The organism is Paenarthrobacter sp. NPDC089988, from assembly GCF_044748465.1.
In the GTDB taxonomy this organism is placed as follows: domain Bacteria; phylum Actinomycetota; class Actinomycetes; order Actinomycetales; family Micrococcaceae; genus Arthrobacter.
Genome location: NZ_JBIVGD010000002.1, coordinates 267,445 through 291,202 on the forward strand (window position 1 = coordinate 267,445; position 23,758 = coordinate 291,202).

Here is a 23,758-nt window from a genome sequence, read left to right on the forward strand (position 1 = left end):
ATTGCCGGTCCGCTGTTGTCAGCCATTGCCGTGCAGATGATCGCCGACGCTGTGCAGGCCTTCGTCGAGGGAACCGCCTGAGTCCTCAGGAAACAGCGCCTTGCTGCCCAGGCGCTTGCGCATGACCTCGATCGCCTGCTCGTTCTGGTCCACGCACACAAACTTGCGCCCCATCTTGGCAGCTACGGCGCCAAGGGTTCCGGAGCCGGCAAAAAAGTCCAGGCACCAGTCACCCTTGCGGCTGGAGGCGGCCACCACGCGGCGGACCAGGCCCTCGGGCTTCTGGGTGGGATAACCGGTCTTTTCGCGGCCGGTGGGGGACACGATGGTGTGCCACCAGACGTCGGTGGGAAGCTTGCCGCGCTCGCGCTTTGCCGGGGTGACCAGCCCCGGAGCCATGTACGGCTCACGGTCCACTTCTTCGTTGTCGAAGTGGTATCTCGTTGGGTTCTTGACGTACACCAGGATGTTGTCGTGCTTGGTTGGCCAGCGGTTCTTGGCCCGTGCGCCGTAATCGTAGGCCCAAATGATTTCGTTCAGGAAGCATTCGCGGCCGAAGATCGCATCCAGCATCACCTTGGCGTAGTGCACCTCACGGTAGTCCAGGTGCAGGTACAGCGTGCCGTCATCGGCAAGGAGCCGCCACGCCTCCACGAGCTTGGGTTCCAGGAAGGACCAGTAGTCGCTGAAGGCGTCGTCGTAGCTGTGCAGGGCACCCTTGATGGTGTCGTAGGAGCGGCCTTTGAAGCCCACCCGGTCGCCGTCGCCGTCGGCGTTGCGGACCATGCGGGTTTCCTGGCGGCGCTGCACCCTTCCGGTGTTGAACGGCGGGTCCACGTAGATAAGCGTGAAGGCGCCGTCCGGCAGCGTGGGGAGGAAGTCCGCGTTATCCGCGTGCACCACCAGGTTGCTGCCGTCCGGCGCCCAAACAGTTCCAGCCATCTGCCGTGTCAGGCCTCGGCGTTGGCCGGCGCGGTGCCGGACGCGTCGCCGGACACCACTTCGCCGTTGCGGCGGCGCGTGCGTGGACGGCGCGTCCGTGCGGGCTTCTCCGAGGTGCCGTCTGTTTCGTTGCCTGCCGGGGCGCTGGTGGACACCTCGCCGTTTGATGTACGACGGCGGCGGGTGCGGTTGCGTCCGCCCTCGCCCTTGGTTTCGGCAGACGCGGCATCGCCGGACTTGCCTTCGCCGGACTTGCCCTCGCCCGACTTGCCTGAGCGGCTGCGGTTCCGGCCACCATCGCGGCCTTGGCCGCGGGAACGGGAATTCTTCTTGCCGGTTTCGCCGAGGTCCTCAAGGACTTCAGCGTCGACGCCGGCGAGCGTCCGCTTGGCGCGGGGCAAACGGCCCTTGGTGCCCTCGGGAATGTCCAGGTCCGTGTACAGGTGAGGCGAGGAGGAGTAGGTTTCCACCGGCTCGGGAACATTGAGTCCCAGCGCCTTGTTGATCAGTGCCCAGCGGGGTACGTCATCCCAATCCACGAAGGTCACGGCGGTGCCCTTGTTGCCTGCGCGGCCGGTGCGGCCAACGCGGTGGAGGTAGATCTTCTCGTCTTCGACGCACTGGTAGTTGATCACGTGGGTAACGTCTTCCACGTCAATGCCACGGGCGGCAACGTCTGTTGCCACGAGTACGTCCACCTTGTTGTTGCGGAAGGCGCGCAGTGCCTGTTCGCGGGCACCCTGTCCGAGGTCACCGTGGATGGCGGCGGCGGCGAAACCGCGGTCGACGAGTTCCTCGGCCACCTTTGCGGCGGTGCGCTTGGTCTTGGTGAAAATGACCGTGCGGCCGCGTCCCTTGGCCTGGAGGATGCGGGCTACCACCTCGGTCTTGTCCATGCTGTGCGCACGGTAGATGAGTTGGCGGATGTCCCGCTTGGTCAGGCCCTCATCGTTGGGGTCCGCTGCCCGGATGTGCGTCGGCTGCGTCATGTAGCGGCGCGCCATGGCGATGACGGGGCCAGGCATCGTTGCGGAGAACAGCAGGGTCTGGCGTACGGCCGGAGTGCCGGCAATGAGCGTTTCAACGTCCGGCAGGAAGCCGAGGTCCAGCATCTCGTCGGCCTCGTCCAGGACCACCATCTTGACGTTCTTCAGGCTGAGGTGGCGCTGCTTGTAGAGGTCGATCAGGCGGCCGGGGGTTCCAACGATGACCTCGACGCCCTTCTGCAAGGCTTCGATCTGGGGCTCATAGGCACGGCCGCCATAGATGGTGGCGATCCGGGCGTTGCGCTTCCGGGAAGCGGTCTGGAGGTCGTTGGCCACCTGGACTGCGAGTTCACGCGTCGGCACGATCACCAAGGCCTGGGGTGCCCCCGGAACTGCCAGCTTGGCGTATCCGGGATCGTCCTGGCCTTCGATCCGCTGCAGGACCGGGATGCCGAAGCCGAGGGTCTTGCCCGTACCGGTCTTGGCCTGGCCGATGATGTCGTGGCCACCCAGCGCCACGGGGAGCGTCATGGCCTGGATGGGGAAGGGGTGGGTAATCCCGGCGTCGGCGAGGGACTCCACAATGTCCGCGCGCACATTGAAGTCGGCGAACGATTTTTCTTCGATCTCGTGGGGCGTCTCGTCCGAGGTGATCGTTTCCTCGGGTTCGATTGATTCGGTTCCGGTGGAGTCCGTCAGGACTTCATGGGTGTGCAATTCACTCACAGGGAGTTTCCTTATTCATTTGGGCATTGGCGCTGCATGCTCAACGGCGGCGGCGAAGCCGTACCGGAGCACGAACGGGCGCGCAAGCAATTCCAGTGGAAGCCGATCGCGGGCTATCTAAGTACTGGCACTGGTGACCAGCGGGCACATCTCAAGATCGCGTAGGGGCGGGCTTGTTGAGTTCAAAAATTAACTGAATCAACGACCGGGCATCCATTACTACATGCCAAGTCTATCCTCTGTCCGCCCCAAACCCTGGATCGGCACCGAGGCGGCGTCACTCGACGAGGGCGAAACGGATCTCCCTGGTGGCAATATCGGCCTTCACCAGCCTCACCCGGACCTGGGTGCCGGACTCAAGCTCACCGTCGCAGCGGGCCGTGATGGCCGGTTCCTGGATTTGGATGGTGCCGTAGGGTCCGTTGCCGTTCCCGTTGCCGTTTCCGTTGGATGGTTTGGACCCGGAGATCACCACGGCACCGAATTCTTCGCCGATGTGGTTGGCCACCAGGGCGGCCTCCACCGTGTCCAGGGCCAGGCGTTCCAGTTTTCCGGCCAGTTGGTCCGAGGACGCCATGATCTCCGGGAGCGTCGGCAGTGCTTCGCGGGCCCATTGCGGGATAGCGTGCCCGCCGCTCAGCGCTTCGCAGATCACCAGGACAAAGCGGTCGATCAGGCGGCGAAGCGGAGCGGTGGTGTGTGCATACGGCGCCCCGATGGCCGATTGGATGACGTCCTCCGGGACCTCGCCGTCGAAAGGTGTGTACCCGGCGCCCCGGAACAGCGTGCCTGCCGAGTGCAGGATGGCCAGTTGCTTGGGATCGGAAGCATCGAGGGTCCGCAGGTACTCCCCGTAGGTGATGTCCCCGTCCCACGGTTTGCCCAGGGCCTGCGTTTGACGCTTGAAATGCAGCAAGGAGCGCTCGTCCGGTGCGGGCATGGTGCGCAGGATCCCCACTTTGCCGTCGAGCATCATGCGGGCCGCGGCCATGCCCGTCATGAGGGAGATCTGGGCGTTCCAATCCTCCACGGGAAGCGAAGGGGCAGCCACAATCCGGTACCCGCCGCCGCCTGTTGCCTGGATGATCTCCTGCTCGGGCATGTTGAGGCTGGCACCACCACGCTTGCGTTCCAGCTCCACGCGTTTCAGCCCGACCTCCTTCAGCAGTTGGAGCACCGGAAGGGCCGAGCCGGAATCGATCTGCTCCTGGGCGCCCTTGTAGCTCAGTTTCGCGCGGCTCCGGACCGTGGCGCGCGCGACGGAGACGGATGCGACGTCCGCGTTCGCATCGAGGTCGAAGTCCCACACGAACGCCCCGCAATCCTGCCCTGCCAACAGGCTGCCGGCATGCTCGCTGATCACCTCCGGGTGCAGGGGAATCCGGCCGTCGGGAGCGTAGTAGGTCTGGCCGCGCTGCCTGGTTTCGGCGTCCAAGGCTCCATCGGGAACAACAAAGGAGGGGACATCCGCAATGGCGTAAAGGACTTTGTAGCCCTCGCCTGCACGGTCGATGAAAAGGGCCTGGTCCAAGTCGGTGGAGGTGGCGGGATCAATGGTGACAAAGGGAACGTCGAGCAAGTCCCGGGCGGGGAGTTGATGGTGTTCAACGGCCGCGCGTGCCTCCGCCAGCGCTTCGTCGGGGTACTCCGCGGGCAGTTCCAGCTCGGTCCTGAGCGCGGCCAAGGACTCCGCGAGCTGGTCGGAAGAATCGTCGACGTTGGGCGCTATCCGATGATGTGACACGAAAGTCAGACTAGCCCGAATTCGACGGATAGTCTTGGAACATGGGCACCTCCACAGGCCGCAACGACTCCCCGGGACAGTTCGCCGCCGGGCTGCTGGGTGCCATGGCCTACGGGGAGTTGTCCGCCTTTGGCCGGTTGTCCTCCGACTCCCGCATGGCACCCACGCTTCGCGAACGGGCCATGCTGGCCAAGATCGCTGTTGGCGCCTTCGGAAACTACGCCGTGATCAGTGGCCGGCTCACCGAAATGGGGAACGATCCAGAGGACGCCATGCTTCCGTTCCAGGGTTCCTTCGACCACTTCCACGAGCGGACCCCACCCGGAGACTGGTTCGAGTCGGTGACGAAGGCTTATGTCATAGACACCGTCTCGGCCGACTTTTACCGAACCGTCGCCGGGTTCCTCGATTCCGGGATCCAGCATTTCGTCCAGCAGGTCTGCTCGGCCGACCAGGCTACGGAGGCCCTGCGGATCCTGCTGCGCCGGGCACTGCGGGATGACCCCCGGCTGGCTTCGCGGCTTTCGCTCTGGGGCCGCAGGATTGTGGGGGAGGCCCTCACCCAGGCCCAGCGGGTGGGCCTGGAACACCCGGATCTGGGACCACTGCTGCGCGATGGACGCGGATCCCGGGCCGCAGTCCATCAGCTCACCGCCGAGTTGGCCGAACGGCACCGGCGCCGCATGACGGGGCTTGGGCTGACGGCCTAGGCCGCGTCGAGCGCCGCAAGCAGTGCCCGCGCGGCCGCCGTCGGGTCCGCCGCCTCGGTGATGGCGCGAACCACCACGATGCGGCTGGCGCCGGCGGCAACTACTTGTTCCACGTTTCCAAGGTCCACCCCACCAATGGCGAACCAGGGCAGGTCCACCCCGGCCTGCTTTACGGCCTCCGCAGCATATGTGACCAAGTCCAGCCCCACAGCAGCGCGGCCCGGTTTTGTGGGCGTCGCCCAGAGCGGGCCTACGCAGAAGTAGTCCAGGCCACCAGTGCCCCGGGAAGCGGCCACTGCCGCGTCCACCTGCCCAGGCGAGTGGGTGGAAAGGCCGATTGTTTCCCCCTCCGGGAGCAGCTCACGGGCCGCCCTTAAAGGGATGTCCTTTTGGCCGATGTGGAACACCGGAGCCCCGGAAATACGGGCAACATCGGCACGGTCGTTGACGGCCCAGAGGCGTCCGTGGCGGCTGGCAACCTTGTTCAGGACCTCCAGCAGTTCCAATTCTTCGGCAGCCTCGAGCGTCTTGTCGCGGAGCTGGATAATATCCACTCCGCCCTCGAACGCGGCGTCCACAAAGTCTTCGAAATCGTCCTGCCGCCGGCGGGCGTCGGTGCACAAATACAGGCGGGCAGGGGAAAGGAGATCAGGCTGGGTCATGCAAACCAGAGTAGTTCCTCTAAACTGGGCACGTACTGCGGGAGCCGCGACGATCGTCTTTATGACCGTCCGGCTGAGAGGGCTTCAGCGCCGACCGCTTGACCTGATCCGGCTAGTACCGGCGTAGGGAAGGGAATCCATGGCAGAAGCCATTCACGCAGATGTCGCCGTCATCGGGGGCGGCGTCATTGGACTCGGAATCGCGCACGAGGCGCGACGCCTGGGCCGTTCAGTGGTCCTCATCGATCCGGCACCGGCAAGTGGAGCAACCTTTGCCGCCGCCGGCATGTTGGCGCCCGTCAGCGAGCTCCACTACCAGGAGGAAGACCTCCTGGAACTCATGCTGGAATCGTCGCGGCGCTGGCCTGCTTTCGTGGACGGCCTCGCCGGGTCGAGGGAAGCCGCCGGATACCGCACGACGGCGACCCTCGCCGTGGGTGCCGACGCCGCCGACCGCCGTGCGCTCGCGGACCTCCGGGCTGTCCAGGTGGCCGAGGGCCTCCAGGTGGAACCACTCCTGCTGCGGGACGCCCGTGCGCGCGAGCCATTGTTGAGTCCCCAAATTTCCTGCGCGTTCCACATTCCGGCCGACCACCAGGTGGATCCCCGCAAGCTCGCAACGTGCCTCCTGGCAGGTTTGGCTGCCCACCGTCCCACCGATACCAGTTGGATCGAGGGGGCCGGCGATGGCTTCCACCTTCGGGAAGCGGCCGTCCGCCTGCTCTGGGAGGATGGACGCGTAGCCGGCGTTGAAACCAGCAGCGGTGGGCGGGTCCTGGCCAGGGAAACAGTCCTTGCCAATGGCCTGGACGCTGCAACCGTCAACAGCCTCCCGGAGCAACTCCATCTCCCGTTGAGGCCCGTCTACGGGGACATCCTCAGGCTCCGCGTCCCGGAGTCCCTGCAGCCCCTTGTCACTTGCACCATCCGCGGAATGGTGCGGGGTGTGCCGGTCTACATCGTTCCCAGGGAGGACGGGACCGTGGTAATCGGGGCCACCCAACGCGAAGACGGATTGTCTGCCAGTTCCAACGCCGTCTCGGCCGGGGGCGTCTACCAACTCCTGCGCGATGCCCAGGTCCTGGTGCCCGCCGTCGCAGAACTGGAACTCCTCGAAGCGACAGCCCGCGCCAGGCCGGGAACTCCGGACAATGCACCGTTGCTGGGACGGGTGGCCGGCACCGGCGGAGAGGTCCAGGGCCTCATTGTCGCCACGGGCTTCTTCCGGCACGGAGTTCTCCTGACGCCCGCAGCCGCGGCCATCGTGGGCGGCTTGATAACGGGCTCCGCCGATCCCCGGTGGGTGCGCTTCAGGCCGGACCGCTTTGGGCCGCCGGGAAGTGCACCCGCCATCAATACCTCCTCCGCGCACACAGGACCATTCACCAAGGAATCAGCATGAACATCAAACTCAACGGGGCAGACCACTCAGTAGTGGACGGGGCCTCCGTCAGCACCCTTGTCACGTCCGTCACCGGCCGCGCACTGGACCACCGCGGACAGGCGGCCGACGGCGGCAAGCTGGGTGTCGCCGTCGCACGCAACTCCGAAGTAGTGCCGCGCAGCCAGTGGGCCGCAACGGACCTCGCCGAAGGCGATGAGCTGGAACTCGTTACCGCAGTCCAAGGAGGCTGAACCATGACCACAACAAGCATCGAAACCCGGATTGACCCCTTGGTCATTGACGGTGTTGAACTGACGTCCCGCCTCATCATGGGAACGGGAGGCGCCCCCAGCCTCGAAGGCCTCGGAGCCGCACTCCTGGCCTCCGGGACGGAACTGACCACCGTGGCCATGCGGCGCTACTCTCCGGCAGAGGCCGGTTCACTCTTCCAACTCCTGGTGGACAACAGCATCCGCGTGCTGCCCAACACCGCAGGCTGCTTCACGGCCAAGGACGCCGTGCTGACCGCTGAACTGGCCCGAGAGGCGCTGGAGACCGACTGGGTCAAGCTCGAGGTCATCGCGGACGAACACACCCTTCTTCCTGACGCGGTGGAGCTCGTGGAGGCCACGGAACAATTGGTGAACCGGGGCTTCAAGGTGTTCGCGTACACCAACGACGATCCCGTGTTGGCCCTGCGCCTGGAGAACCTTGGCGCCACTGCCGTCATGCCGCTCGGCGCGCCGATCGGAACGGGCCTGGGTATCCTCAATCCGCACAATATCGAGGTCATCGTCTCCCGCGCTTCTGTTCCGGTGGTCCTGGACGCGGGTATCGGCACGGCCTCCGACGCGGCGCTTGCCATGGAGCTGGGGTGTGACGCTGTCCTCCTGGCCACCGCTGTGACCCGGGCCCAGAACCCGGCCCTGATGGGCGAGGCTTTCAAACACGCCGTGCTGTCTGGCCGGTTCGCCCGTCAGGCCGGACGGATTCCACGCCGGGAGCACGCCCTGGCGTCATCGGCCATGGAGGGCCGCGCAGAGTTCCTCTGACACTTAAACAGCTGTGGCCACCACCCTTTGGGGCGGTGGCCACAGCTGTTTAAGCACCCGGTTTTGTCCGGGAATTGCCTAGAGGCGCAGGGCCTTGGTCAGGGCCGTAGTATCCCGCGAGGTGCGCGTACGGCCCAGGTAGACCACGGCGCCTGCCGCAGCAGCTGTACCCAGCACGATGGGCAGCACATAGGGAATCCACGTCAGCCCAGGCTGGTAGCCCAGGCCGGCCGCGATGAAAGCCACCCAGGCCAGTGCGCCGATGCCCAACGACACTCCGGCCGGCAGGGCAATGCCGTACTTGCCGTGCCGTTTGTCATTTGCCCACACCAGGAAACCGGTGGCGACAGTCGCAAACGCAACAACGACGAGTGAAAGCATGGGGACTCCTTAGCGGCAGTAGTCAGGGCAAAATGTCAGAGTGCGCCGAAGCCCACGCGCCGGACTTCTTCGGCGCCGATTTCGACGTAGCCCAGGACGTTGCCGGGAACGATCACCTGGCGGCCCTTGTCGTCCGTCAACCGCAACTCCGAACCCTTGGAGAGGGCGTCCGCAACAAGCTTGGCTACGGCGTCAGCATCCAATGCGGATTCGAGCACAATTTCACGGCCGACGTTCTGAATGCCGATCTTTACTTCCACAGCAAGGCCTCCAAGCCAATCAAGAATTAGGTCAGTCCTTTATTTGTAGCCTAGGACTCTTTGGGGAATCGACTGATTCCGCGCCAAGCTAAACGATAGATCAGATCGCTGGCCACATCGAGGTCCAGGTTTCCGTCAGTTTCGAGCCAGTACCGTGCGCTGACCTGCGCCATTCCGGCCAGGCCACGGCCCAGCAGTTGGGCTTCAAGAGGGGGGAGCTTGGTGTCTTCGGCAATGACATGGGCCACGGCATCCGCAAAAGTCTTATTGAATGTTTCCAGGCGGGAACTGACATCGGGATCGTTGATCAGGTCCGACTCGAAGACCAGCCGGTGCGCTTGGTCGTCGTCCGCAATGAACTTGTAGTAGGCGCGCATAACGGCCTTGACGCGCTCTTTGTTGTCCGTGGTGGAATTCAGCGCGGTGAGCATCAGTTCCGTCAGGGCGGCCAAGTGGCTGTCCAGCAACGCCATGTAGAGCTCCCGCTTGGACGGGAAGTGCTGGTACAGCACCGGCTTGCTTACATGGGCAGTCTCGGCGATCTCATCCATGGCCGCTCCGTGGAAGCCGTTGGACACGAAGACTTCCAAGGCAGCGTTGAGCAATTGCGCACGGCGTTCGTCCCGCGGCAACCTTGCTGAGCGCGGTGAACCAATCCGTTCCTGCTTTGCTGGTGCCCCATCGTTTGCCCGTGCGCCGTCAGCCACAGTCTGCCGCCTTTCCTTTGCAGTTATGACCACTGTACCGGTGGGTAATATGACCGGGCGGCATCGGCAGGCATACATTGGGGTATGGCCTCAATTCTTGCTGCCCACCCTGCGCCCGCGGTCCTGCCGCCCCTCGTTGAACCTGCCGCCGGACTGTCGCCGGCCGAGGTGGAACGGTACTCCCGGCATCTCATCATTCCGGAAATTGGAGCCGTGGGCCAACGCAGGCTTAAGAATGCGAAAGTTCTTGTCATAGGCGCCGGAGGGCTCGGTTCGCCGGCGCTGCTGTACTTGGCCGCGGCAGGCGTCGGTACGTTGGGGATTATCGACGACGACGTGGTGGACCTCAGCAATTTGCAACGCCAGGTGATCCACGGAGTCAAGGACGTTGGAATCCCCAAAATCGAATCGGCACGCAACGCCATTGCCGAGCTCAATCCGCTGGTTAAGGTGGTGCTGCACAATGACCGCCTTGATTCCTCGAATGCGTTGGACCTCTTTGCGCAATACGACCTCATTCTGGATGGCGCGGACAATTTCGCAACCAGGTACCTCGTTAATGACGCAGCCGCGATCTTGGGCAAGCCCTACGTGTGGGGTTCCATTTTCCGGTTCGACGGACAGGTAAGCGTCTTTTGGGGCGAGCACGGCCCCACCTACCGCGACCTGTACCCTGAAGCGCCGCCAGCGGGCTCCGTGCCGTCCTGCGGTGAGGGCGGCGTCTTCGGCATGCTCTGTGCAGCCGTTGGCTCGCTCATGGTCACCGAGGCAGTCAAGCTGATTACCGGCGTCGGGCGTTCGCTTCTTGGGCGCGTCGCGCTCTTCGACGCCCTGGGCGGCAGCTGGCGCGAGATCAAGGTGTCCAAGGACCCGGAAGCCGAGCCGATCACCGAACTGACCGACTACGAGGCTTTCTGCGGTGTCACCCCTCCGGCACCCACTGACCAGGCGCACACGGTGACGGCCACGGAATTGGCGCAGATGCTGGCCGAGCGTGCGGCAGGGGAGCGGGACTTCGACCTGGTGGATGTCAGGGAGTCCGGCGAATACAGCATCGTCAACATCGACGGCGCCGTACTGATCCCGCAGGGCCGCATCCTCTCGGGCGAAGCCTGGGTGGACCTGCCGCAGAACCGGGACATCGTGTTCCACTGCAAGGCAGGAACACGCTCCGCTACAGTCCTGGAGGCTGCCCGCAAGGCCGGGTACGACCGCGTCAGCCATCTTGACGGCGGCATCCTTGCCTGGGTCCGGGACGTCGAACCGGAGAAGCCTGTTTACTGAGGGGTGCGGGCGTTCGCCGTGCATCCGGGCGGAATTATGACAGGACTCCAACGCCACTTGCCCAAGGAAGACTTGGTGGCCTGATCCGGACATCCCGGTCGCGGCGGGACCCTGTTAAGGCGCTTTCGGAACGTTCAGGCGCTTTCGGAGCGCAGCTGCTGGTGATCCACGGGACACTCGGCCGCGGCCGGTGCGGCCTGCGGCTGCTCCACCTGGATGCCGTACAGGGCTTCCAGTGCGGCCACGTACTCGTCCTGCTGGCCGTTGGCGGCCAATTCGCGGGCGCGGACCGTGGGAACGTGGAGGAGTTGCTTGACCATCCGGCGCAGGGCGAACTCCACTTCCTCGGCTGCGGCTGTGCAACCGTGACGGGCCCGGACCTTCTCCATTTCGGAGTCGAGCACATTCATGGTGTGGCGGCGCAGGGCGACAATGGCCGAATCGATGGAGCGCGATTCACGTTCGGCTTCGAAAGCCCGGGCTGCTCCGCTGACAATCGCGCTTGCCTGGGACAGGGATTCGGCCTGTTCCTGGGGTGCTGCGAGACGGACCGATTCAAGCGTCAGGAGTTCCACGCCGTCGAGTTCACCCACCGCGGGATCAAAGTCATGGGTGAGGGCCAGGTCGATGGCGATCAACGTCTTGCCGGACGTGGCGCGGACCTTGGCGAGGTCGGCGGCCTCCACCCGGGTGTCCGAGCCGCTGCAGCCGATCATGACGTCCGCCGCCGCGACAGCAGCGGGGAGGGTGTCGGCGTCGAGCGCTGTTCCACCCCGGGTGGCCACGAAGCCCTCGGCGCGGCCGGAGGATGAGTAGACCGAAACGTCTGTACAACCACGTTCGCGAAGCAGGGACATGGTGGCGCCGGCGTAGGCTCCGGTACCGAAGACCACCACCTTCTTGGCTGTCCAGTCGTCGGTATCGGAAAGATCCGTTGCGAGATCGAGGGCCACGGAGACGATCGAGAGCCCACGCGAACCAAGGGCAGTCTGTGCTCCGACGTCCTTGGCGGTCTTGGAGGCGGCCTGGAACAGCCGGACAAGGCCTGAGCTTGCGGTGCCTTCCTGCTGGGCGGTGATCAGGGCGCGGCGGACCTGCCCGGCGATCTCGCGCTCGCCCACCACGGCAGAGTCAAGGCCCGCACTCACAGCGAAAAGGTGGCGCGTGACGTCGGGGCCGGCATGGGTGCTGAAGGAACGGGAGACGAGTTGTTCGTTGAGCCCACTGAGTTCGCTGATCTGCGAAACGAGGGCCGAGCGTGCGGCTTCGACGTCAGCCCCATGGCTGGTTTCGCCGTAAATCTCGTAGCGGTTGCAGGTAGCCAGGACTACGGCGCCGGACACGACGGGGGATCCGGTGAGCGCAGCGGAGGCAAGACCGGATGAACCGTTGCTCAACTGAGCGACGGTCTCAAGATCGATGTCGGCGTGTGTAGCCACCAATGAGAAAAGAACCACAGCAACCCAATCATAGCTTTTTCGTAGCCCGGTAGAACAATGTACCGCCGTGGCGATCCACACCATCGCAGGTGACTCCCGCCACTGTGGGGCGCATCGCTTGCAACGTGACAGCCTGTCGTTATCTTTTGCCCCGGATTTTCGGCACAATCGAAGGCATGACTTCTAGCGCGGCAGCATCCAACAATACGGCCCTCAACGCCCCTGCGGGCAAGCTCGGCCCCGGGCACCCGTTGAATGACGGCCGTACCTCGGACTCGCCGCTCATCACCGCCTACCGCGGCGGTACGCCGTCCCGCAGGCCGGTGTGGTTCATGCGCCAAGCCGGCCGATCGCTGCCCGAGTACCTGAAGGTCCGCGAAGGTGTGGCCATGCTGGACTCGTGCCTGCGGCCGGAACTTGCCGCCGAGATCACACTGCAGCCCGTCCGCCGCCACGACGTGGACGCCGGCATCTTCTTCTCGGACATCGTGATTCCGCTCAAGCTCGCCGGCGTGGGCGTGGACATTGTCCCCGGCGTGGGGCCGGTGCTGGACAAGCCGGTCCGGACCGCCGAGGATGTTGCGGCCCTCCCGGAGCTGACCTGGGAGGCCCTGGAGCCCATCCGCCAAGCCGTCCGCCTGACCGTCGCCGAACTGGGCAAGACCCCGTTGATCGGTTTTGCCGGCGCACCGTTCACCCTTGCCGCCTACATGGTTGAAGGCCGCCCGTCCCGCGACCACCTCGGCCCGCGGACCATGATGCACGCGGATCCTGAGACGTGGCAGGCCCTGGCGAGCTGGGCCGCCGATGCCTCTGGCCTGTTCCTCCAGGCGCAGCTCGAGGCCGGCGCTTCCGCTGGACAGTTGTTCGATTCCTGGGCCGGCTCCTTGGGCTTGGCCGATTATTCCAAGTTCGTCGCTCCGGCATCGGCCCGGGCGCTGGACCACGTCCGGGGACTGGGTGCGCCGCTGGTGCACTTCGGTACCGGAACATCGGAACTCCTGGTGGCCATGCGGGACGTCGGCGTGGACGTGGTTGGCGTGGACTACCGCCTGCCGCTTGACGAGGCCAACCGCCGCCTCGGTGGCACGGTCCCTTTGCAGGGCAACATTGATCCTGCCCTTCTCTCTGCGCCGTGGGAGATCCTGGAAGCCCACGTCCGCGAGGTCATCGAGGCGGGTTCGCACGCGCCCGGCCACGTGCTGAACCTGGGCCACGGTGTTCCGCCCGAAACCGACCCCACCGTTCTGACCCGGGTGGTGGAACTCATCCACTCCATCCCTGCCAAGTAGGGCCCGTGCGCGGGGGACACACCGAATCCCAGGGCCCGTCCGCCGTCGTGGTTGGCGGCGGAATCTCAGGGCTGGTGGCCGCGAGGGAGCTTGCCATGGCGGGCATTGCAGTCACCGTCCTTGAAGCTACGGGGTCGTGGGGTGGCTGCGTTGGTGGGCACACGGTGGCTGGCCTTTCGTTGGACAGTGGAGCCGAGTCCTTCGCCACGCGCTCCACGGCCGTGGCGGATCTTGCGCGGGAGCTTGGCCTGGAATCGCGGATAGTCGCTCCGCATCCCGGGGGAGCCTGGGTGCAACTGCCCGAGGGCGCCCGTGAACTCCCCAAGACCGGTGTTCTGGGAATTCCCGCGAATCCGTGGGATCCCGAGGTAAGGCGTTCCCTGGGCTTTGCAGGGGCACTCCGTGCCTCCCTTGACCGGTGGATTCCCGCCTCAGTTGGAACTTCTTCCGATGTCACCAGCGTTTCGGAGCTGGTCCGTGCCCGCATGGGCAAGACCGTCCTCGAAAGGCTGGTCGCGCCGGTGGTGGGCGGCGTACATTCTGCAGACCCCGCGCTGCTGGACGTGGACATGGTGGCCCCGGGCTTGCGTGCCGGACTCCGGAAGCAGGGTTCGTTGGCCGCCGCCGTGGCCAGCCAGCGCCAAGCCGCCCGCGGGACGGGCTCCGTGCCCGCCAAGGCTGGTTCCGCCGTCGGAGGCCTGGCCGGTGGGATGCACACGTTGGTGGGCGCACTGGTCAAGGACCTCCGGGAACGCGGCGTGGACTTGCTCACCGACAAGCGTGTGGACTCCGCCCGGAAGACGTCCCACGGCTGGCAGGTCACCGCGGGTGGGGAGGCGTACGACGCCGATCGGCTGGTGGTCGCGCTCGATGGCCCTGCCGCCGTCGGGCTGCTGGAGGATTCATTGCCCGGCCTGGCTGACCTGCGCCCTGGGCCCGGTCCGCTGGTCAGCCTGGTGACGCTCGTGGTGGACCTTCCGGAACTGGACGGACGGCCAAGGGGCACGGGTATCCTGGTGGCACCGCAGACCGCGGGAATCCGCGCGAAAGCCCTCACCCATGCCACGGCGAAATGGGACTGGCTGGCCGAGGAGGCCGGCCCTGGAACGCACGTGGTGCGTCTCTCTTACGGCCGGCTGGAGGATTCAGGGGTGCCGGATTCTGCGCTCGACGACGATGTCCTGTTGTCGGCAGCCCTGGAGGATGCCTCAGCGCTTCTTACGGTTCCGGTGTCCCGGACGGACATCCTCGATTGGGATGTGGTGCGCTGGGCGGGCGCCCTGCCGTTTGCCGCCGTCGGTCATAAACAGCGCGTAACGCAGGTGCGCAAAGTGGTTGGCTCGGCCGACGGATTGACTGTGGTTGGCGGCTGGCTGGCCGGCAACGGCCTCGCCGCGGTGGTCGCGGACACGCGCGCGCAGGTGGCGCCCCTGCGGGCCGAGGATCCCACTGTTACGTGATTTATGTCACTTCTACGCCTTGTAGAACAAATCCGTTTCGACTTAGCGGCCCGCGCGGGGCAAACTTGAAACCATGAGCCACACTTCTGCCGAATCTGTCACTAAAACTTCTGAAAACGAAGAACAGTTCTTTACGCTCTGGACCGTCTTCAAGCGCTCAGCCGACGTCCTGCGCAGCGGCGATGCCGCGCAGGAATTCGAGACACTTGTCGAAAAGCTCGCGGCGAACGGCGTGGTCCTGCGGGGCAGCTACGACGTTTCCGCCATGCGCTCGGATGCGGACATCATGGTGTGGCTCCACGGTGCCAAGCCCGAAGACCTCCAGGCTGCGGTCCGCTCCATCCGCCGCAGCAAGCTGTTCGCCGGTACGGAGATCGTTTGGTCGGCCATGGGCGTGCACCGCGAGGCCGAGTTCGCCAAGAGCCACGTTCCTGCCTATGCCCGTGGCGTCGAGCCCAGCACGTGGCTCTGCGTCTACCCGTTCGTCCGCTCCTACGAGTGGTACCTCCTGCCCGCCGAAGAGCGGGGCAAGATGCTCCGCGACCACGGCCTCCTGGGCCGCGAATTCCCGCAGGTCATTTCCAACACCGTGTCCTCTTTCGCGCTGGGGGACTGGGAGTGGATCCTCGGGCTGGAGGCGCCCGAACTGGTTGACTTGGTGGACCTGATGCGCCACCTGCGCGCCACCGACGCCCGTAACCACGTGCGCGAAGAGATTCCCTTCTACACCGGCCGCCGCGTCACGGCTGCCGAGATCGCCGAGGTCCTTGCATGAGCGGGCTGTCCGTCTCCACCGAACTGAACCAGGCCACCGAACGCGGCCGCCAGGAAGCGAAGCACTACGACGCCGTCCTGCTCGCCTCCTTCGGTGGACCCGAAGGCCAGGAAGACGTCATTCCCTTCCTGCGCAATGTCACCCGTGGTCGCGGCATCCCCGACGAGCGACTGGAGGAGGTCTCGCACCACTACCGTGCTTTTGGTGGCATCAGCCCCATCAACCAGCAGAACCGCGAGTTGAAGGCAGCCATTGAAGCCGAACTCGACAAGCGCGGCATCGAACTGCCGGTGTTGTGGGGCAACCGCAACTGGGACCCGTACATCGCCCCCGTTTTGCAGGACGCCTACGACGCCGGGCACCGCCGGATCCTGATGCTCACCACCAGCATCTACTCCTGTTACTCCAGCTGCCGCCAGTACCGCGAAGATATCGGCATCGCCCTGACGGAAACTGGCCTCGACGGAAAACTGGAAGTGGACAAGATCCGCCAGTACTTCGACCACCCCGGAGTGGTACAGCCCTTCCTGGAGGGGACGGCCGCCGGCCTCGAGGAAATCCGTGCCAAGCTTTCCGCTGCAGGCGTTGCCGATCCCGACTCCGGCATCCGGGTCCTGTTCGCCACGCACTCCATCCCTACCAGGGACGCGGAGGCCGCAGGCCGCTCGGAGGACGAGCCCCGCGAATTCGCGGAAGGTTCCGCCTATGCCGCCCAGCACCTTGCCAACGCCAAGGCCATCATGGACGTCGTGGCTCCGAACGTCGCTTGGGACCTCGTTTACCAGTCGCGTTCCGGAGCGCCCCACATTCCTTGGCTTGAACCGGACATCAATGACCACCTTGAGGAAATCGCTCCCGAGGGTGTCCGCGGTGTGGTCATCGTTCCCCTGGGTTTTGTCAGCGACCACATGGAAGTTGCGTGGGACCTGGACACGGAAGCCTTGGAAACCTGCAAGAACCTGGGCATCGAAGCCACCCGCGTTCCCACTCCGGGAACGCACGCCGCTTTTGTGTCCGGACTGGTGGACTTGATCTGCGAACGCACCCTCGAAAACAACATCGCCGACCGTCCGCATGTGACGGATCTCGGACCCTGGTACGACGTGTGCCGTCCCAACTGCTGCGAAAACTTCCGCGGGGCCAAGCCGGTCATCGCCGAGGTCGGCTCCAGCATTGGCATCGGACATGAGGCCTACCCCGCCCCGGAGGCCAGCAAGTGACAGTTCGCATCGGCACCAGGGCCAGCAAACTGGCCCTGACGCAGACCCAGCAGACGGCGGACCAGTTGGCCGCCGTCGGGGGCTTCCCCGTGGAACTGGTCCACATCAGGACAGAAGGCGACGTCAGGACCGGATCGCTGTCCCAGATGGGTGGCACCGGGGTGTTCGTTGCCGCGCTGCGCGACGCCTTGCTCATTGAGAGTTGCGACGTAGCCGTGCACTCCCTCAAGGACCTCCCCACCGGGGCGGCCGTTGGATTGAGCATCGCCGCTACGCCGCCGCGCGTGGATGTGCGGGACGTCCTGTGCGCACGGGACGGATTGACGCTGGCGGAACTCCCCGGCGGCGCCAAGGTGGGCACTGGATCGCCGCGGCGTGCAGCGCAGCTTCGTGCAGCCCGCCCGGACATCGAGGTGCTGGATATCCGCGGCAACGTGGACACCCGCCTCAACCGGGTACCCGGGCTGCCTGGCAACGCCGTGGACGAGGTGGTGGAGGGCAAATCGAACGACCTTGACGCTGTAGTCCTCGCCGCCGCAGGACTCGAACGCATGGGGCGGCTGGATACGGTTTCCGAATTCTTCGATACCTCCGTGATGCTGCCCGCCCCGGGCCAAGGTGCCCTTGCCATTGAGTGCCGCACGCCCGACGCGCCACAGCATGATGGTTCCGCGGACGGTGGCAACGTGGTGCTGGCCCAGGCCCTGGCGGCGTTGAACGACGACGACACCCGGCTTGCGGTTACGGCCGAACGTGCCGTACTGGCCAGGCTGGAGGCCGGATGCGCCGCCCCAGTGGGTGCCTACGCGTACCGCAAGGGCAGCATGTTGCACCTGGAAGCCGTGGTCTGTGCCGTGGACGGGACCCGTACAGTGCGCGAAAAGAAGGCCACCGACGGCCTGACCGAGGTAGGCGCCACCCTGCTCGGCATCGAGGTTGCCGAACAGCTGCTCGCGGCCGGTGCCGCTGAAATTGCGGACCTTGCTGCCTCCTGAACCCATGGCTGCTGCGGGCTTGCAGGGTCGGCGTGTCCTGATCACCAGGAGCGCCGACCGCGCCCGCACGCTTGCTGCCCTGCTGAGGAGCAAGGGGGCCATACCGTTGGTCCTTCCCCTCATCGACTTTGAGCAGGCCACCGACCAGGCCTCCTTGGATTCTGCCTTGGACACGCTCGCCGCCGGCGGCTACGAGTGGCTGGTGGTCAGCAGTACCACCACGCTGCGTGTCCTGATAGGGAAGGCAGCCGAACGCGGCACAACCGCTTCACAACTGGTGCCAGCCGGCACGAAAGTGGCCACCGTTGGTTTGTCGTCACAGCGGGCACTCGAAGCCGCCGGGCTGCACGTTGACCTTTGCCCCACTGGTGAGCAGTCCGCCGAAGGCCTTCTCGAGCTGTGGGACGCGCCAAATGCACGGATCTTCCTGCCCCAAGCGGACATCGCCTCACCGCACCTGCGGGAGGGGCTGGCAGCCAAGGGTGCCACCGTTGACGCAGTTACTGCCTATCACACGGTCGAGTACCCGGCCCATGATTCGCGGCGGCTGACAGCGGAGCTGCCTGCCGCCGTCGGACTTTCCGATGACGGGCTCCCGCCGCAACTGACGGCTGAAGCCGTGAAGGCGCGGCTCGGCGCCGGGGCACTGGACGCGATCGTCGCTGCCTCCCCGAGCGCGGTGCGCCGGATCTCCCAAGCCCTGCTGCCGCTTGGGGCCTGCCGCCTGGTTGCGATCGGCCGCCCCACTGCCGCCGAGGCCGCCCGGATTGGCCTGCCCGTGGCGGCAACAGCCAAGGAACCCACACCGGCGGGCATTGCAACCGCCCTGGAAACCATCTTTGCCAACGAAGGGAACCCCCAATGAGTTTTCCGAACCACCGTCCCCGCCGCTTGCGCACCACCCCCGCCATGCGACGCCTCACGGCCGAGAACCGCCTGGCGCCTGCAGACCTCATCCTGCCGGCCTTCATCCGGGAGGGCCTGACCGAGCCCAGCCCCATCACCTCGATGCCCGGAGTCGTCCAGCACACCACCGACACCCTCAAGCGGGCGGCGTCCGAGGCTGTTGCACTGGGTGTAGGCGGCATCATGCTGTTCGGCGTTCCTGCAGTGCGCGATGCCCGCGGTACGGCGTCCCTGGACCCGGACGGCGTCTTGAACAAGGCGATTCGGGATGTCAAAGCCGAAGTGGGCGACGACCTCGTGATCATGGGCGATGTCTGCCTCGATGAGTTCACGGACCATGGACACTGCGGAGTCCTGGATGCCAACGGCTACGTGGACAACGATGCCACGTTGGAGATCTACGGACAGATGGCCGTTGCGCAGGCTGAGGCCGGCGCGCACGTGCTGGGCCCCTCCGGAATGATGGACGGCCAGATCGCCGTGATCCGGCAGGCGTTGGAGGAATCCGGCCACAAGAACACTGCCATCCTGGCCTACGCTGCCAAGTACGCTTCCGCCTTCTACGGACCTTTCCGGGAAGCTGTCGACTCCCAGCTCAAGGGCGACCGCCGCACCTACCAGATGGACGCTGCGAACCGCCGCGAAGCGATTCTCGAAGTGGAGTTGGACCTCGAAGAGGGAGCGGACATGGTCATGGTGAAGCCCGCCATGAGCTACCTCGACATCCTTGCCGATGTGGCAGCCATGAGTCCGGTGCCCGTCTCGGCCTACCAAATCTCCGGTGAGTACGCCATGATCGAAGCGGCCGCCGCGAACGGCTGGATCGACCGGCGTGGGGCCATCACGGAATCCGTGCTCGGCATCAAGCGGGCCGGTGCCGATACCGTGCTGACCTACTGGGCCTCCGAACTGGCAGGCTGGCTGAAGGAGTCCTGATGACCCTTGCACCGTCCGATCCCACGGCGCCGGTTGGTGCTGGACGCATCCTGCTGGGCCTGAATACTTTTGGTGACGCCGGGCTTGATGCCGAGGGAAATCCCAAGGAACACGCCCAGGTCCTGCGCGAGCTTCTGGAAGAAGCCAAGCTGGCGGACGCCGTAGGAATCCATGCGTTTGGAGTGGGGGAGCACCACCGCCGTGATTTCGCGGTGTCAGCACCTGAAGTCTTCCTGGCGGCGGCCGCCGCAGTCACGTCGAGGATCCGTCTGGGAACTGCCGTGACGGTCCTGAGCTCGGACGATCCCATCCGGGTGTTCCAGCGCTTTGCCACGGTTGATGCCCTTTCCAACGGACGCGCCGAAGTGATGCTCGGCAGGGGATCGTTCATCGAATCGTTCCCCCTGTTCGGGCTCGATGTAGCCGATTACGAGGTCCTGTTCGAGGAAAAGCTGGACCTCTTCCACAAAGTCCGCGCGCAGAAGCCCGTGCACTGGGAAGGGCGCACCCGCCCCAACGTCAACGGACTCCAGGTCTATCCCCGCCTGCAGCACCACCTGTTGCCGGCCTGGATCGGGGTGGGCGGGACGCCCGAGTCCGTAGTGCGCTGCGCCGAATACGGCTACCCGATCATCTTTGCCATCATTGGCGGAGAGCCGCGGCGGTTCGCGCCACTGGTGAACCTCTACCGGGACGCCATGGCCAGGTATGGCCACCCCATGCGGCAAATCGCGACGCATTCGCCAGGTTTCATTGCCGACACCGATGAAGCCGCCCGCGAGGAGTTGTTCCCGCATTGGCTCGAACAACGCAACCGGATCGGCGCCGAGCGAGGCTGGGGACCGGGAAACCGCGGCGAATTCGACGCCATGTGCGGCCCCGAAGGAGCGCTGTACGTGGGTTCCCCCGAAACTGTGGCCCGGAAGATCGCCCTGCTCAAGAGCAACCTCGGCGTGGACCGGTTCGACCTCAAATACAGCAACGGAACACTGCCGCACCAGTCCATGCTGCGCTGCATCGAGTTGTACGGGACGGAAGTTGCGCCCCGCGTAGCCGAACTCCTGGGCGAAGCGGAAGCAGACGCGGGCTGACGCCTGGCGCCGATCCAGCAGGCAGCTCCATCATCACTGAAAGAATAGGAACCATGACTTCAAACACCCCTGTGTCCGACCAGCTGTTCGACCGCGCCCAGTCGCTGATGCCCGGCGGGGTCAACTCGCCGGTCCGTGCGTTTGGTTCCGTGGGCGGAACACCGAAGTTCATGGTCTCGGCCAAGGGCGCCTACCTCACCGATGCCGATGGCCAGGAATACGTGGACCTGGTCTGCTCGTGGGGTCCGGCACTCCTGGGCCATGCGCACCCGGCAGTGCTGGATGCTGTGCACGCGGCTGTTGACCGTGGCCTCTCTTTCGGCGCTTCCACTCCGGATGAGGCCAACCTGGCCGCCCTTGTCAAGGAACGCGTGTCCGCCGTCGAGCGCCTCCGCATGGTTTCCACCGGTACCGAGGCGACCATGACGGCCGTCCGCCTGGCCCGCGGTTTCACCGGCCGCAACCTCATCATCAAGTTCGCCGGCTGCTACCACGGCCACTTGGACGGCCTCCTGGCGTCCGCCGGCTCAGGGGTGGCCACACTTGCCCTGCCCGGCTCTGCCGGCGTCACGGCCGCGGCCGCTGCGGAGACCCTGGTCCTGCCCTACAACGATCTCGCCGCCGTTGAGGAAGCATTCGCAGCGCACGGCAGCCACATCGCCGCTGTGATCACCGAGGCAGCACCGGCCAACATGGGCGTCGTTACTCCTGCCGAAGGCTTCAACGCAGGACTGTCCCGGATTACCAAAGAACACGGCGCCCTCCTGATCCTGGACGAAGTCCTGACCGGCTTCCGCACCGGCTACGCCGGCTACTGGGGCCTGACCGGACGCCAGGAGGGTTGGGCACCGGACCTGCTCACCTTTGGCAAGGTGATTGGTGGCGGCATGCCGACGGCGGCCCTTGGCGGCCGCGCGGATGTCATGGACTACCTGGCCCCGTTGGGCCCCGTTTACCAGGCCGGAACGTTGTCCGGGAACCCCGTTGCCATGGCGGCCGGTGTCGCCACGTTGACCCACGCAACACCCGAGGTCTATGCCCACGTTGATGCGCGCTCCCTGGAACTCTCCGCGGCCCTTTCGTCTGCGTTGGACGCCGCCGGAGTGGACCACTCCATCCAGCGGGCAGGGAACCTGTTCTCTGTCTCCTTCGGCACCTCCGCCAACGGAGTCCACAATTACGCAGACGCGCAGGCCCAGGAAGTCTTCCGCTACGCGCCTTTCTTCCACTCCATGCTGGACTCCGGCGTGTACCTGCCGCCGTCCGTCTTTGAGGCCTGGTTCCTGTCCGCGGCACACGATGACGCCGCGATGAACCGCATTTTTGACGCGCTTCCGGCCGCAGCCAAGGCCGCTGCCTCCGCCCAAGCCTAGGCCAGGACTTCGGCGCCTTCGAAAGTTGCAGGCAGCAGCTTTCGAAGGCGCCGTTTGCGTAGGCGGGGTAGGCTCGTAGGGGAAACCCAACCCCAACGAATCAACGGTTTGCCATGCGTACCACCAAGACCATTGCATCGCTCAGCACTACACTTGCGGCGGCAGGAGTCATCGCGGTAATGGCCTCCGGATGCACCGTCAGCGGCGGCAATCCCGCCCCATCGGAATCACCCGGTCCCTCATCGACGTCTTCGGCTCTGCCCAGTCGTTCAGCCGCCGCCGCGCCGTCGGACGCGGCTCCGTCCCCGCAGCCGACCCCCTCCGCAACGGGGGTATCACCCCCGGCAACCGAGGATGCAGCTGCCCGGCAGCTCTCTACCCTGAGCCTCGAGAAGCGGGCAGGGCAGCTGTTCATGGTCGCGGCCAAGGCAACCGGCCCCGACCCCGGGACCATGGAGGCATTGGGCAAGTACCACGTGGGAAATGTCTACCTGAGCGGACGCAGCAAAGCCGGGGCAGCCGCGACGGCCGACGTGGTGGCTTCCTTGAAAGCCACGGTCTCGCCAGCCACCACCGGAAACCTTCCCTTGTTCGTAGCCACGGACCAGGAGGGCGGCAACGTGCAGGTTCTCTCCGGGCCCGGGTTCTCCGCCATACCGTCGGCAGTGGCCCAGGCCGGACTGGGGCCCGACAAGCTGCGTTCCAGCGCGGCCTTGTGGGGGAGGGAACTGCGAAGCGCCGGGGTCAACGTGGACCTGGCCCCTGTCCTTGACACGGTAAAGAGCGCGGAGTTCGCTCCATCCAACGGTCCGATCGGACGCTTCCAGCGCCAGTACGGCTACACACCGGAGCAAGTGTCGGTGCTCGGGAACGCCTTTGCACAAGGCTTGGCCGATGCCGGAGTGGCGCCCGTCGTGAAGCACTATCCCGGACTGGGCCGGGTGGTTCCCAACACGGATGTCAGCAAGGACGTGCGGGATACAGAAACCACCCGTACGGACCCCGCGTTGGCGCCGTTCAACACAGCCATCCGTGGCGGTGCCCAGTGGGTTATGTTGTCCAACGCCTACTACGACCGCATCGACCCCGCCAACATTGCGCCGTTTTCCCCGGTGGTGATGGAATCGATGCTTCGGACGGACGCAGGGTTCAAAGGAATCATCCTCTCCGATGACATGTGCAGTGCCGCGCAGCTGGAACCATGGACCAGTGCAGAGCGGGCCACCAACTTCTTTGGCGCCGGTGGCACCATGATGGTTTGCGCGGACCCTGCGCGGATCCCGGAAATGCACCAGGCCGTAGTTCAGAAGGCACAGACGGATCCCGCGTTCCGGGCCAAGGTGGATGCCGCAGCCCTGGCTGTGCTGCAGGTCAAAGCCACGGCCAAGCCTTAAACGGCAAATCCCCGGCCTCCGCTGGTCCGTGGAGGACCG

Annotated in this window: 23 protein-coding genes and 1 riboswitch; of the genes, 15 read left to right on the plus strand and 8 right to left on the minus strand. The window is 65.4% G+C overall.

The genetic code is table 11. The features are described 5' to 3' along the window. Positions 1-18 precede the first annotated feature (18 nt). The 3 genes from ACIPV6_RS04570 to ACIPV6_RS04580 form a co-directional block, all read right to left on the minus strand. Positions 19-942, minus strand: coding sequence for a DNA-methyltransferase (locus ACIPV6_RS04570; RefSeq protein WP_400269730.1), 924 nt, complete (start codon positions 940-942; stop codon positions 19-21). Between the two features lie 8 nt (positions 943-950). Then, a complete protein-coding gene (locus ACIPV6_RS04575; RefSeq protein ID WP_400269731.1) occupies positions 951-2,654 on the minus strand; it encodes a DEAD/DEAH box helicase in 1,704 nt (567 codons plus the stop codon). Between the two features lie 277 nt (positions 2,655-2,931). Further along, entirely contained in the window at positions 2,932-4,398 is a 1,467-nt protein-coding gene (locus ACIPV6_RS04580; protein WP_400269732.1) for an RNB domain-containing ribonuclease, read from the minus strand. Positions 4,399-4,439: 41 nt separating this feature from the next. Between ACIPV6_RS04580 and ACIPV6_RS04585 the strand changes: the two genes are divergently transcribed. Beyond that, positions 4,440-5,108 (plus strand): ferritin-like fold-containing protein, encoded by a 669-nt coding sequence (locus ACIPV6_RS04585; RefSeq protein WP_400269733.1) that lies wholly within the window; start codon positions 4,440-4,442, stop codon positions 5,106-5,108. On the opposite strand, the gene thiE is transcribed toward ACIPV6_RS04585, so the two are convergent. Next, positions 5,105-5,770: a thiamine phosphate synthase gene (gene thiE, locus ACIPV6_RS04590; RefSeq protein ID WP_400269734.1), complete on the minus strand. Its 666-nt coding sequence runs from the start codon at positions 5,768-5,770 to the stop codon at positions 5,105-5,107. The two genes, ACIPV6_RS04585 and thiE, sit on opposite strands and share 4 nt — an antisense overlap. 27 nt (positions 5,771-5,797) lie before the next feature. Beyond that, positions 5,798-5,917: riboswitch (TPP riboswitch) on the plus strand. Here thiE and thiO point away from each other — a divergent pair. The 3 genes from thiO to ACIPV6_RS04605 all read left to right on the plus strand — a co-directional run bounded on the left by thiO (position 5,910) and on the right by ACIPV6_RS04605 (position 8,206). Then, on the plus strand, positions 5,910-7,172 hold the full coding sequence (gene thiO / locus ACIPV6_RS04595; RefSeq protein WP_400269735.1) for a glycine oxidase ThiO: 1,263 nt from the start codon (positions 5,910-5,912) through the stop codon (positions 7,170-7,172). It overlaps the preceding riboswitch by 8 nt. Continuing rightward, on the plus strand, positions 7,169-7,405 hold the full coding sequence (gene thiS / locus ACIPV6_RS04600) for a sulfur carrier protein ThiS (protein ID WP_400269736.1): 237 nt from the start codon (positions 7,169-7,171) through the stop codon (positions 7,403-7,405). Before thiO ends, thiS begins: the two co-directional genes overlap by 4 nt. A 3-nt stretch (positions 7,406-7,408) precedes the next feature. Then, a complete protein-coding gene (locus ACIPV6_RS04605; protein WP_400269737.1) occupies positions 7,409-8,206 on the plus strand; it encodes a thiazole synthase in 798 nt (265 codons plus the stop codon). A 78-nt stretch (positions 8,207-8,284) separates the two neighbouring features. On the opposite strand, the gene ACIPV6_RS04610 is transcribed toward ACIPV6_RS04605, so the two are convergent. From ACIPV6_RS04610 to ACIPV6_RS04620, 3 genes are read right to left on the minus strand one after another with little or no spacing between them, the layout of a single operon-like run. After that, a complete protein-coding gene (locus ACIPV6_RS04610; protein WP_400269738.1) occupies positions 8,285-8,587 on the minus strand; it encodes a hypothetical protein in 303 nt (100 codons plus the stop codon). Between the two features lie 35 nt (positions 8,588-8,622). Further along, entirely contained in the window at positions 8,623-8,847 is a 225-nt protein-coding gene (locus tag ACIPV6_RS04615; protein WP_400269739.1) for a DUF3107 domain-containing protein, read from the minus strand. Between the two features lie 50 nt (positions 8,848-8,897). Further along, positions 8,898-9,554, minus strand: a complete 657-nt coding sequence (locus ACIPV6_RS04620; protein ID WP_400269740.1) for a TetR/AcrR family transcriptional regulator — start codon at positions 9,552-9,554, stop codon at positions 8,898-8,900. An 84-nt stretch (positions 9,555-9,638) separates the two neighbouring features. On the opposite strand from ACIPV6_RS04620, the gene moeB reads away from it, so the two are divergent. After that, positions 9,639-10,838 carry a molybdopterin-synthase adenylyltransferase MoeB gene (gene moeB, locus ACIPV6_RS04625; protein WP_400269741.1) on the plus strand — a complete coding sequence of 400 codons (1,200 nt, stop codon included), beginning with the start codon at positions 9,639-9,641 and terminating at the stop codon, positions 10,836-10,838. Between the two features lie 134 nt (positions 10,839-10,972). On the opposite strand, the gene ACIPV6_RS04630 is transcribed toward moeB, so the two are convergent. After that, complete coding sequence (locus ACIPV6_RS04630) at positions 10,973-12,295, minus strand: glutamyl-tRNA reductase (protein ID WP_400269742.1); 1,323 nt, start codon at positions 12,293-12,295, stop codon at positions 10,973-10,975. A 158-nt stretch (positions 12,296-12,453) separates the two neighbouring features. On the opposite strand from ACIPV6_RS04630, the gene hemE reads away from it, so the two are divergent. The 10 genes from hemE (at position 12,454) to ACIPV6_RS04680 (ending at position 23,719) form a co-directional block, all read left to right on the plus strand. Continuing rightward, entirely contained in the window at positions 12,454-13,569 is a 1,116-nt protein-coding gene (gene hemE / locus ACIPV6_RS04635) for a uroporphyrinogen decarboxylase (RefSeq protein WP_400269743.1), read from the plus strand. Between the two features lie 5 nt (positions 13,570-13,574). Further along, entirely contained in the window at positions 13,575-15,029 is a 1,455-nt protein-coding gene (gene hemG, locus ACIPV6_RS04640; protein ID WP_400269744.1) for a protoporphyrinogen oxidase, read from the plus strand. A 73-nt stretch (positions 15,030-15,102) separates the two neighbouring features. Continuing rightward, positions 15,103-15,804: a hydrogen peroxide-dependent heme synthase gene (gene hemQ, locus ACIPV6_RS04645; protein WP_400269745.1), complete on the plus strand. Its 702-nt coding sequence runs from the start codon at positions 15,103-15,105 to the stop codon at positions 15,802-15,804. Continuing rightward, a complete protein-coding gene (locus ACIPV6_RS04650; protein WP_400269746.1) occupies positions 15,801-17,024 on the plus strand; it encodes a ferrochelatase in 1,224 nt (407 codons plus the stop codon). Before hemQ ends, ACIPV6_RS04650 begins: the two co-directional genes overlap by 4 nt. Beyond that, on the plus strand, positions 17,021-18,019 hold the full coding sequence (gene hemC, locus ACIPV6_RS04655) for a hydroxymethylbilane synthase (RefSeq protein ID WP_400269747.1): 999 nt from the start codon (positions 17,021-17,023) through the stop codon (positions 18,017-18,019). The genes ACIPV6_RS04650 and hemC overlap by 4 nt, the downstream gene beginning before the upstream one ends. Continuing rightward, on the plus strand, positions 18,006-18,884 hold the full coding sequence (locus tag ACIPV6_RS04660; RefSeq protein WP_400269748.1) for a uroporphyrinogen-III synthase: 879 nt from the start codon (positions 18,006-18,008) through the stop codon (positions 18,882-18,884). The genes hemC and ACIPV6_RS04660 overlap by 14 nt, the downstream gene beginning before the upstream one ends. Then, positions 18,881-19,861: a porphobilinogen synthase gene (gene hemB / locus ACIPV6_RS04665; protein ID WP_400269749.1), complete on the plus strand. Its 981-nt coding sequence runs from the start codon at positions 18,881-18,883 to the stop codon at positions 19,859-19,861. The genes ACIPV6_RS04660 and hemB overlap by 4 nt, the downstream gene beginning before the upstream one ends. Next, positions 19,861-20,952, plus strand: coding sequence for an LLM class flavin-dependent oxidoreductase (locus ACIPV6_RS04670; RefSeq protein WP_400269750.1), 1,092 nt, complete (start codon positions 19,861-19,863; stop codon positions 20,950-20,952). The genes hemB and ACIPV6_RS04670 overlap by 1 nt, the downstream gene beginning before the upstream one ends. Before the next feature lie 53 nt (positions 20,953-21,005). Further along, a complete protein-coding gene (gene hemL / locus ACIPV6_RS04675) occupies positions 21,006-22,325 on the plus strand; it encodes a glutamate-1-semialdehyde 2,1-aminomutase (RefSeq protein ID WP_400269751.1) in 1,320 nt (439 codons plus the stop codon). Between the two features lie 113 nt (positions 22,326-22,438). Beyond that, on the plus strand, positions 22,439-23,719 hold the full coding sequence (locus ACIPV6_RS04680) for a glycoside hydrolase family 3 N-terminal domain-containing protein (RefSeq protein ID WP_400269752.1): 1,281 nt from the start codon (positions 22,439-22,441) through the stop codon (positions 23,717-23,719). The last annotated feature ends 39 nt before the right edge of the window (positions 23,720-23,758 follow it).

Bases quoted from the DNA above. Each gene is read 5' to 3' on its own strand.
- ACIPV6_RS04570 (WP_400269730.1), bottom strand. From the start codon at position 942: ATGGCTGGAACTGTTTGGGCGCCGGACGGCAGCAACCTGGTGGTGCAC.
- ACIPV6_RS04585 (WP_400269733.1), top strand. From the start codon at position 4,440: ATGGGCACCTCCACAGGCCGCAACGACTCCCCGGGACAGTTCGCCGCC.
- thiE (WP_400269734.1), bottom strand. From the start codon at position 5,770: ATGACCCAGCCTGATCTCCTTTCCCCTGCCCGCCTGTATTTGTGCACC.
- thiO (WP_400269735.1), top strand. From the start codon at position 5,910: ATGGCAGAAGCCATTCACGCAGATGTCGCCGTCATCGGGGGCGGCGTC.
- thiS (WP_400269736.1), top strand. From the start codon at position 7,169: ATGAACATCAAACTCAACGGGGCAGACCACTCAGTAGTGGACGGGGCC.
- ACIPV6_RS04605 (WP_400269737.1), top strand. From the start codon at position 7,409: ATGACCACAACAAGCATCGAAACCCGGATTGACCCCTTGGTCATTGAC.
- ACIPV6_RS04610 (WP_400269738.1), bottom strand. From the start codon at position 8,587: ATGCTTTCACTCGTCGTTGTTGCGTTTGCGACTGTCGCCACCGGTTTC.
- moeB (WP_400269741.1), top strand. From the start codon at position 9,639: ATGGCCTCAATTCTTGCTGCCCACCCTGCGCCCGCGGTCCTGCCGCCC.
- hemE (WP_400269743.1), top strand. From the start codon at position 12,454: ATGACTTCTAGCGCGGCAGCATCCAACAATACGGCCCTCAACGCCCCT.
- hemQ (WP_400269745.1), top strand. From the start codon at position 15,103: ATGAGCCACACTTCTGCCGAATCTGTCACTAAAACTTCTGAAAACGAA.
- ACIPV6_RS04650 (WP_400269746.1), top strand. From the start codon at position 15,801: ATGAGCGGGCTGTCCGTCTCCACCGAACTGAACCAGGCCACCGAACGC.
- hemB (WP_400269749.1), top strand. From the start codon at position 18,881: ATGAGTTTTCCGAACCACCGTCCCCGCCGCTTGCGCACCACCCCCGCC.
- ACIPV6_RS04670 (WP_400269750.1), top strand. From the start codon at position 19,861: ATGACCCTTGCACCGTCCGATCCCACGGCGCCGGTTGGTGCTGGACGC.
- hemL (WP_400269751.1), top strand. From the start codon at position 21,006: ATGACTTCAAACACCCCTGTGTCCGACCAGCTGTTCGACCGCGCCCAG.
- ACIPV6_RS04680 (WP_400269752.1), top strand. From the start codon at position 22,439: ATGCGTACCACCAAGACCATTGCATCGCTCAGCACTACACTTGCGGCG.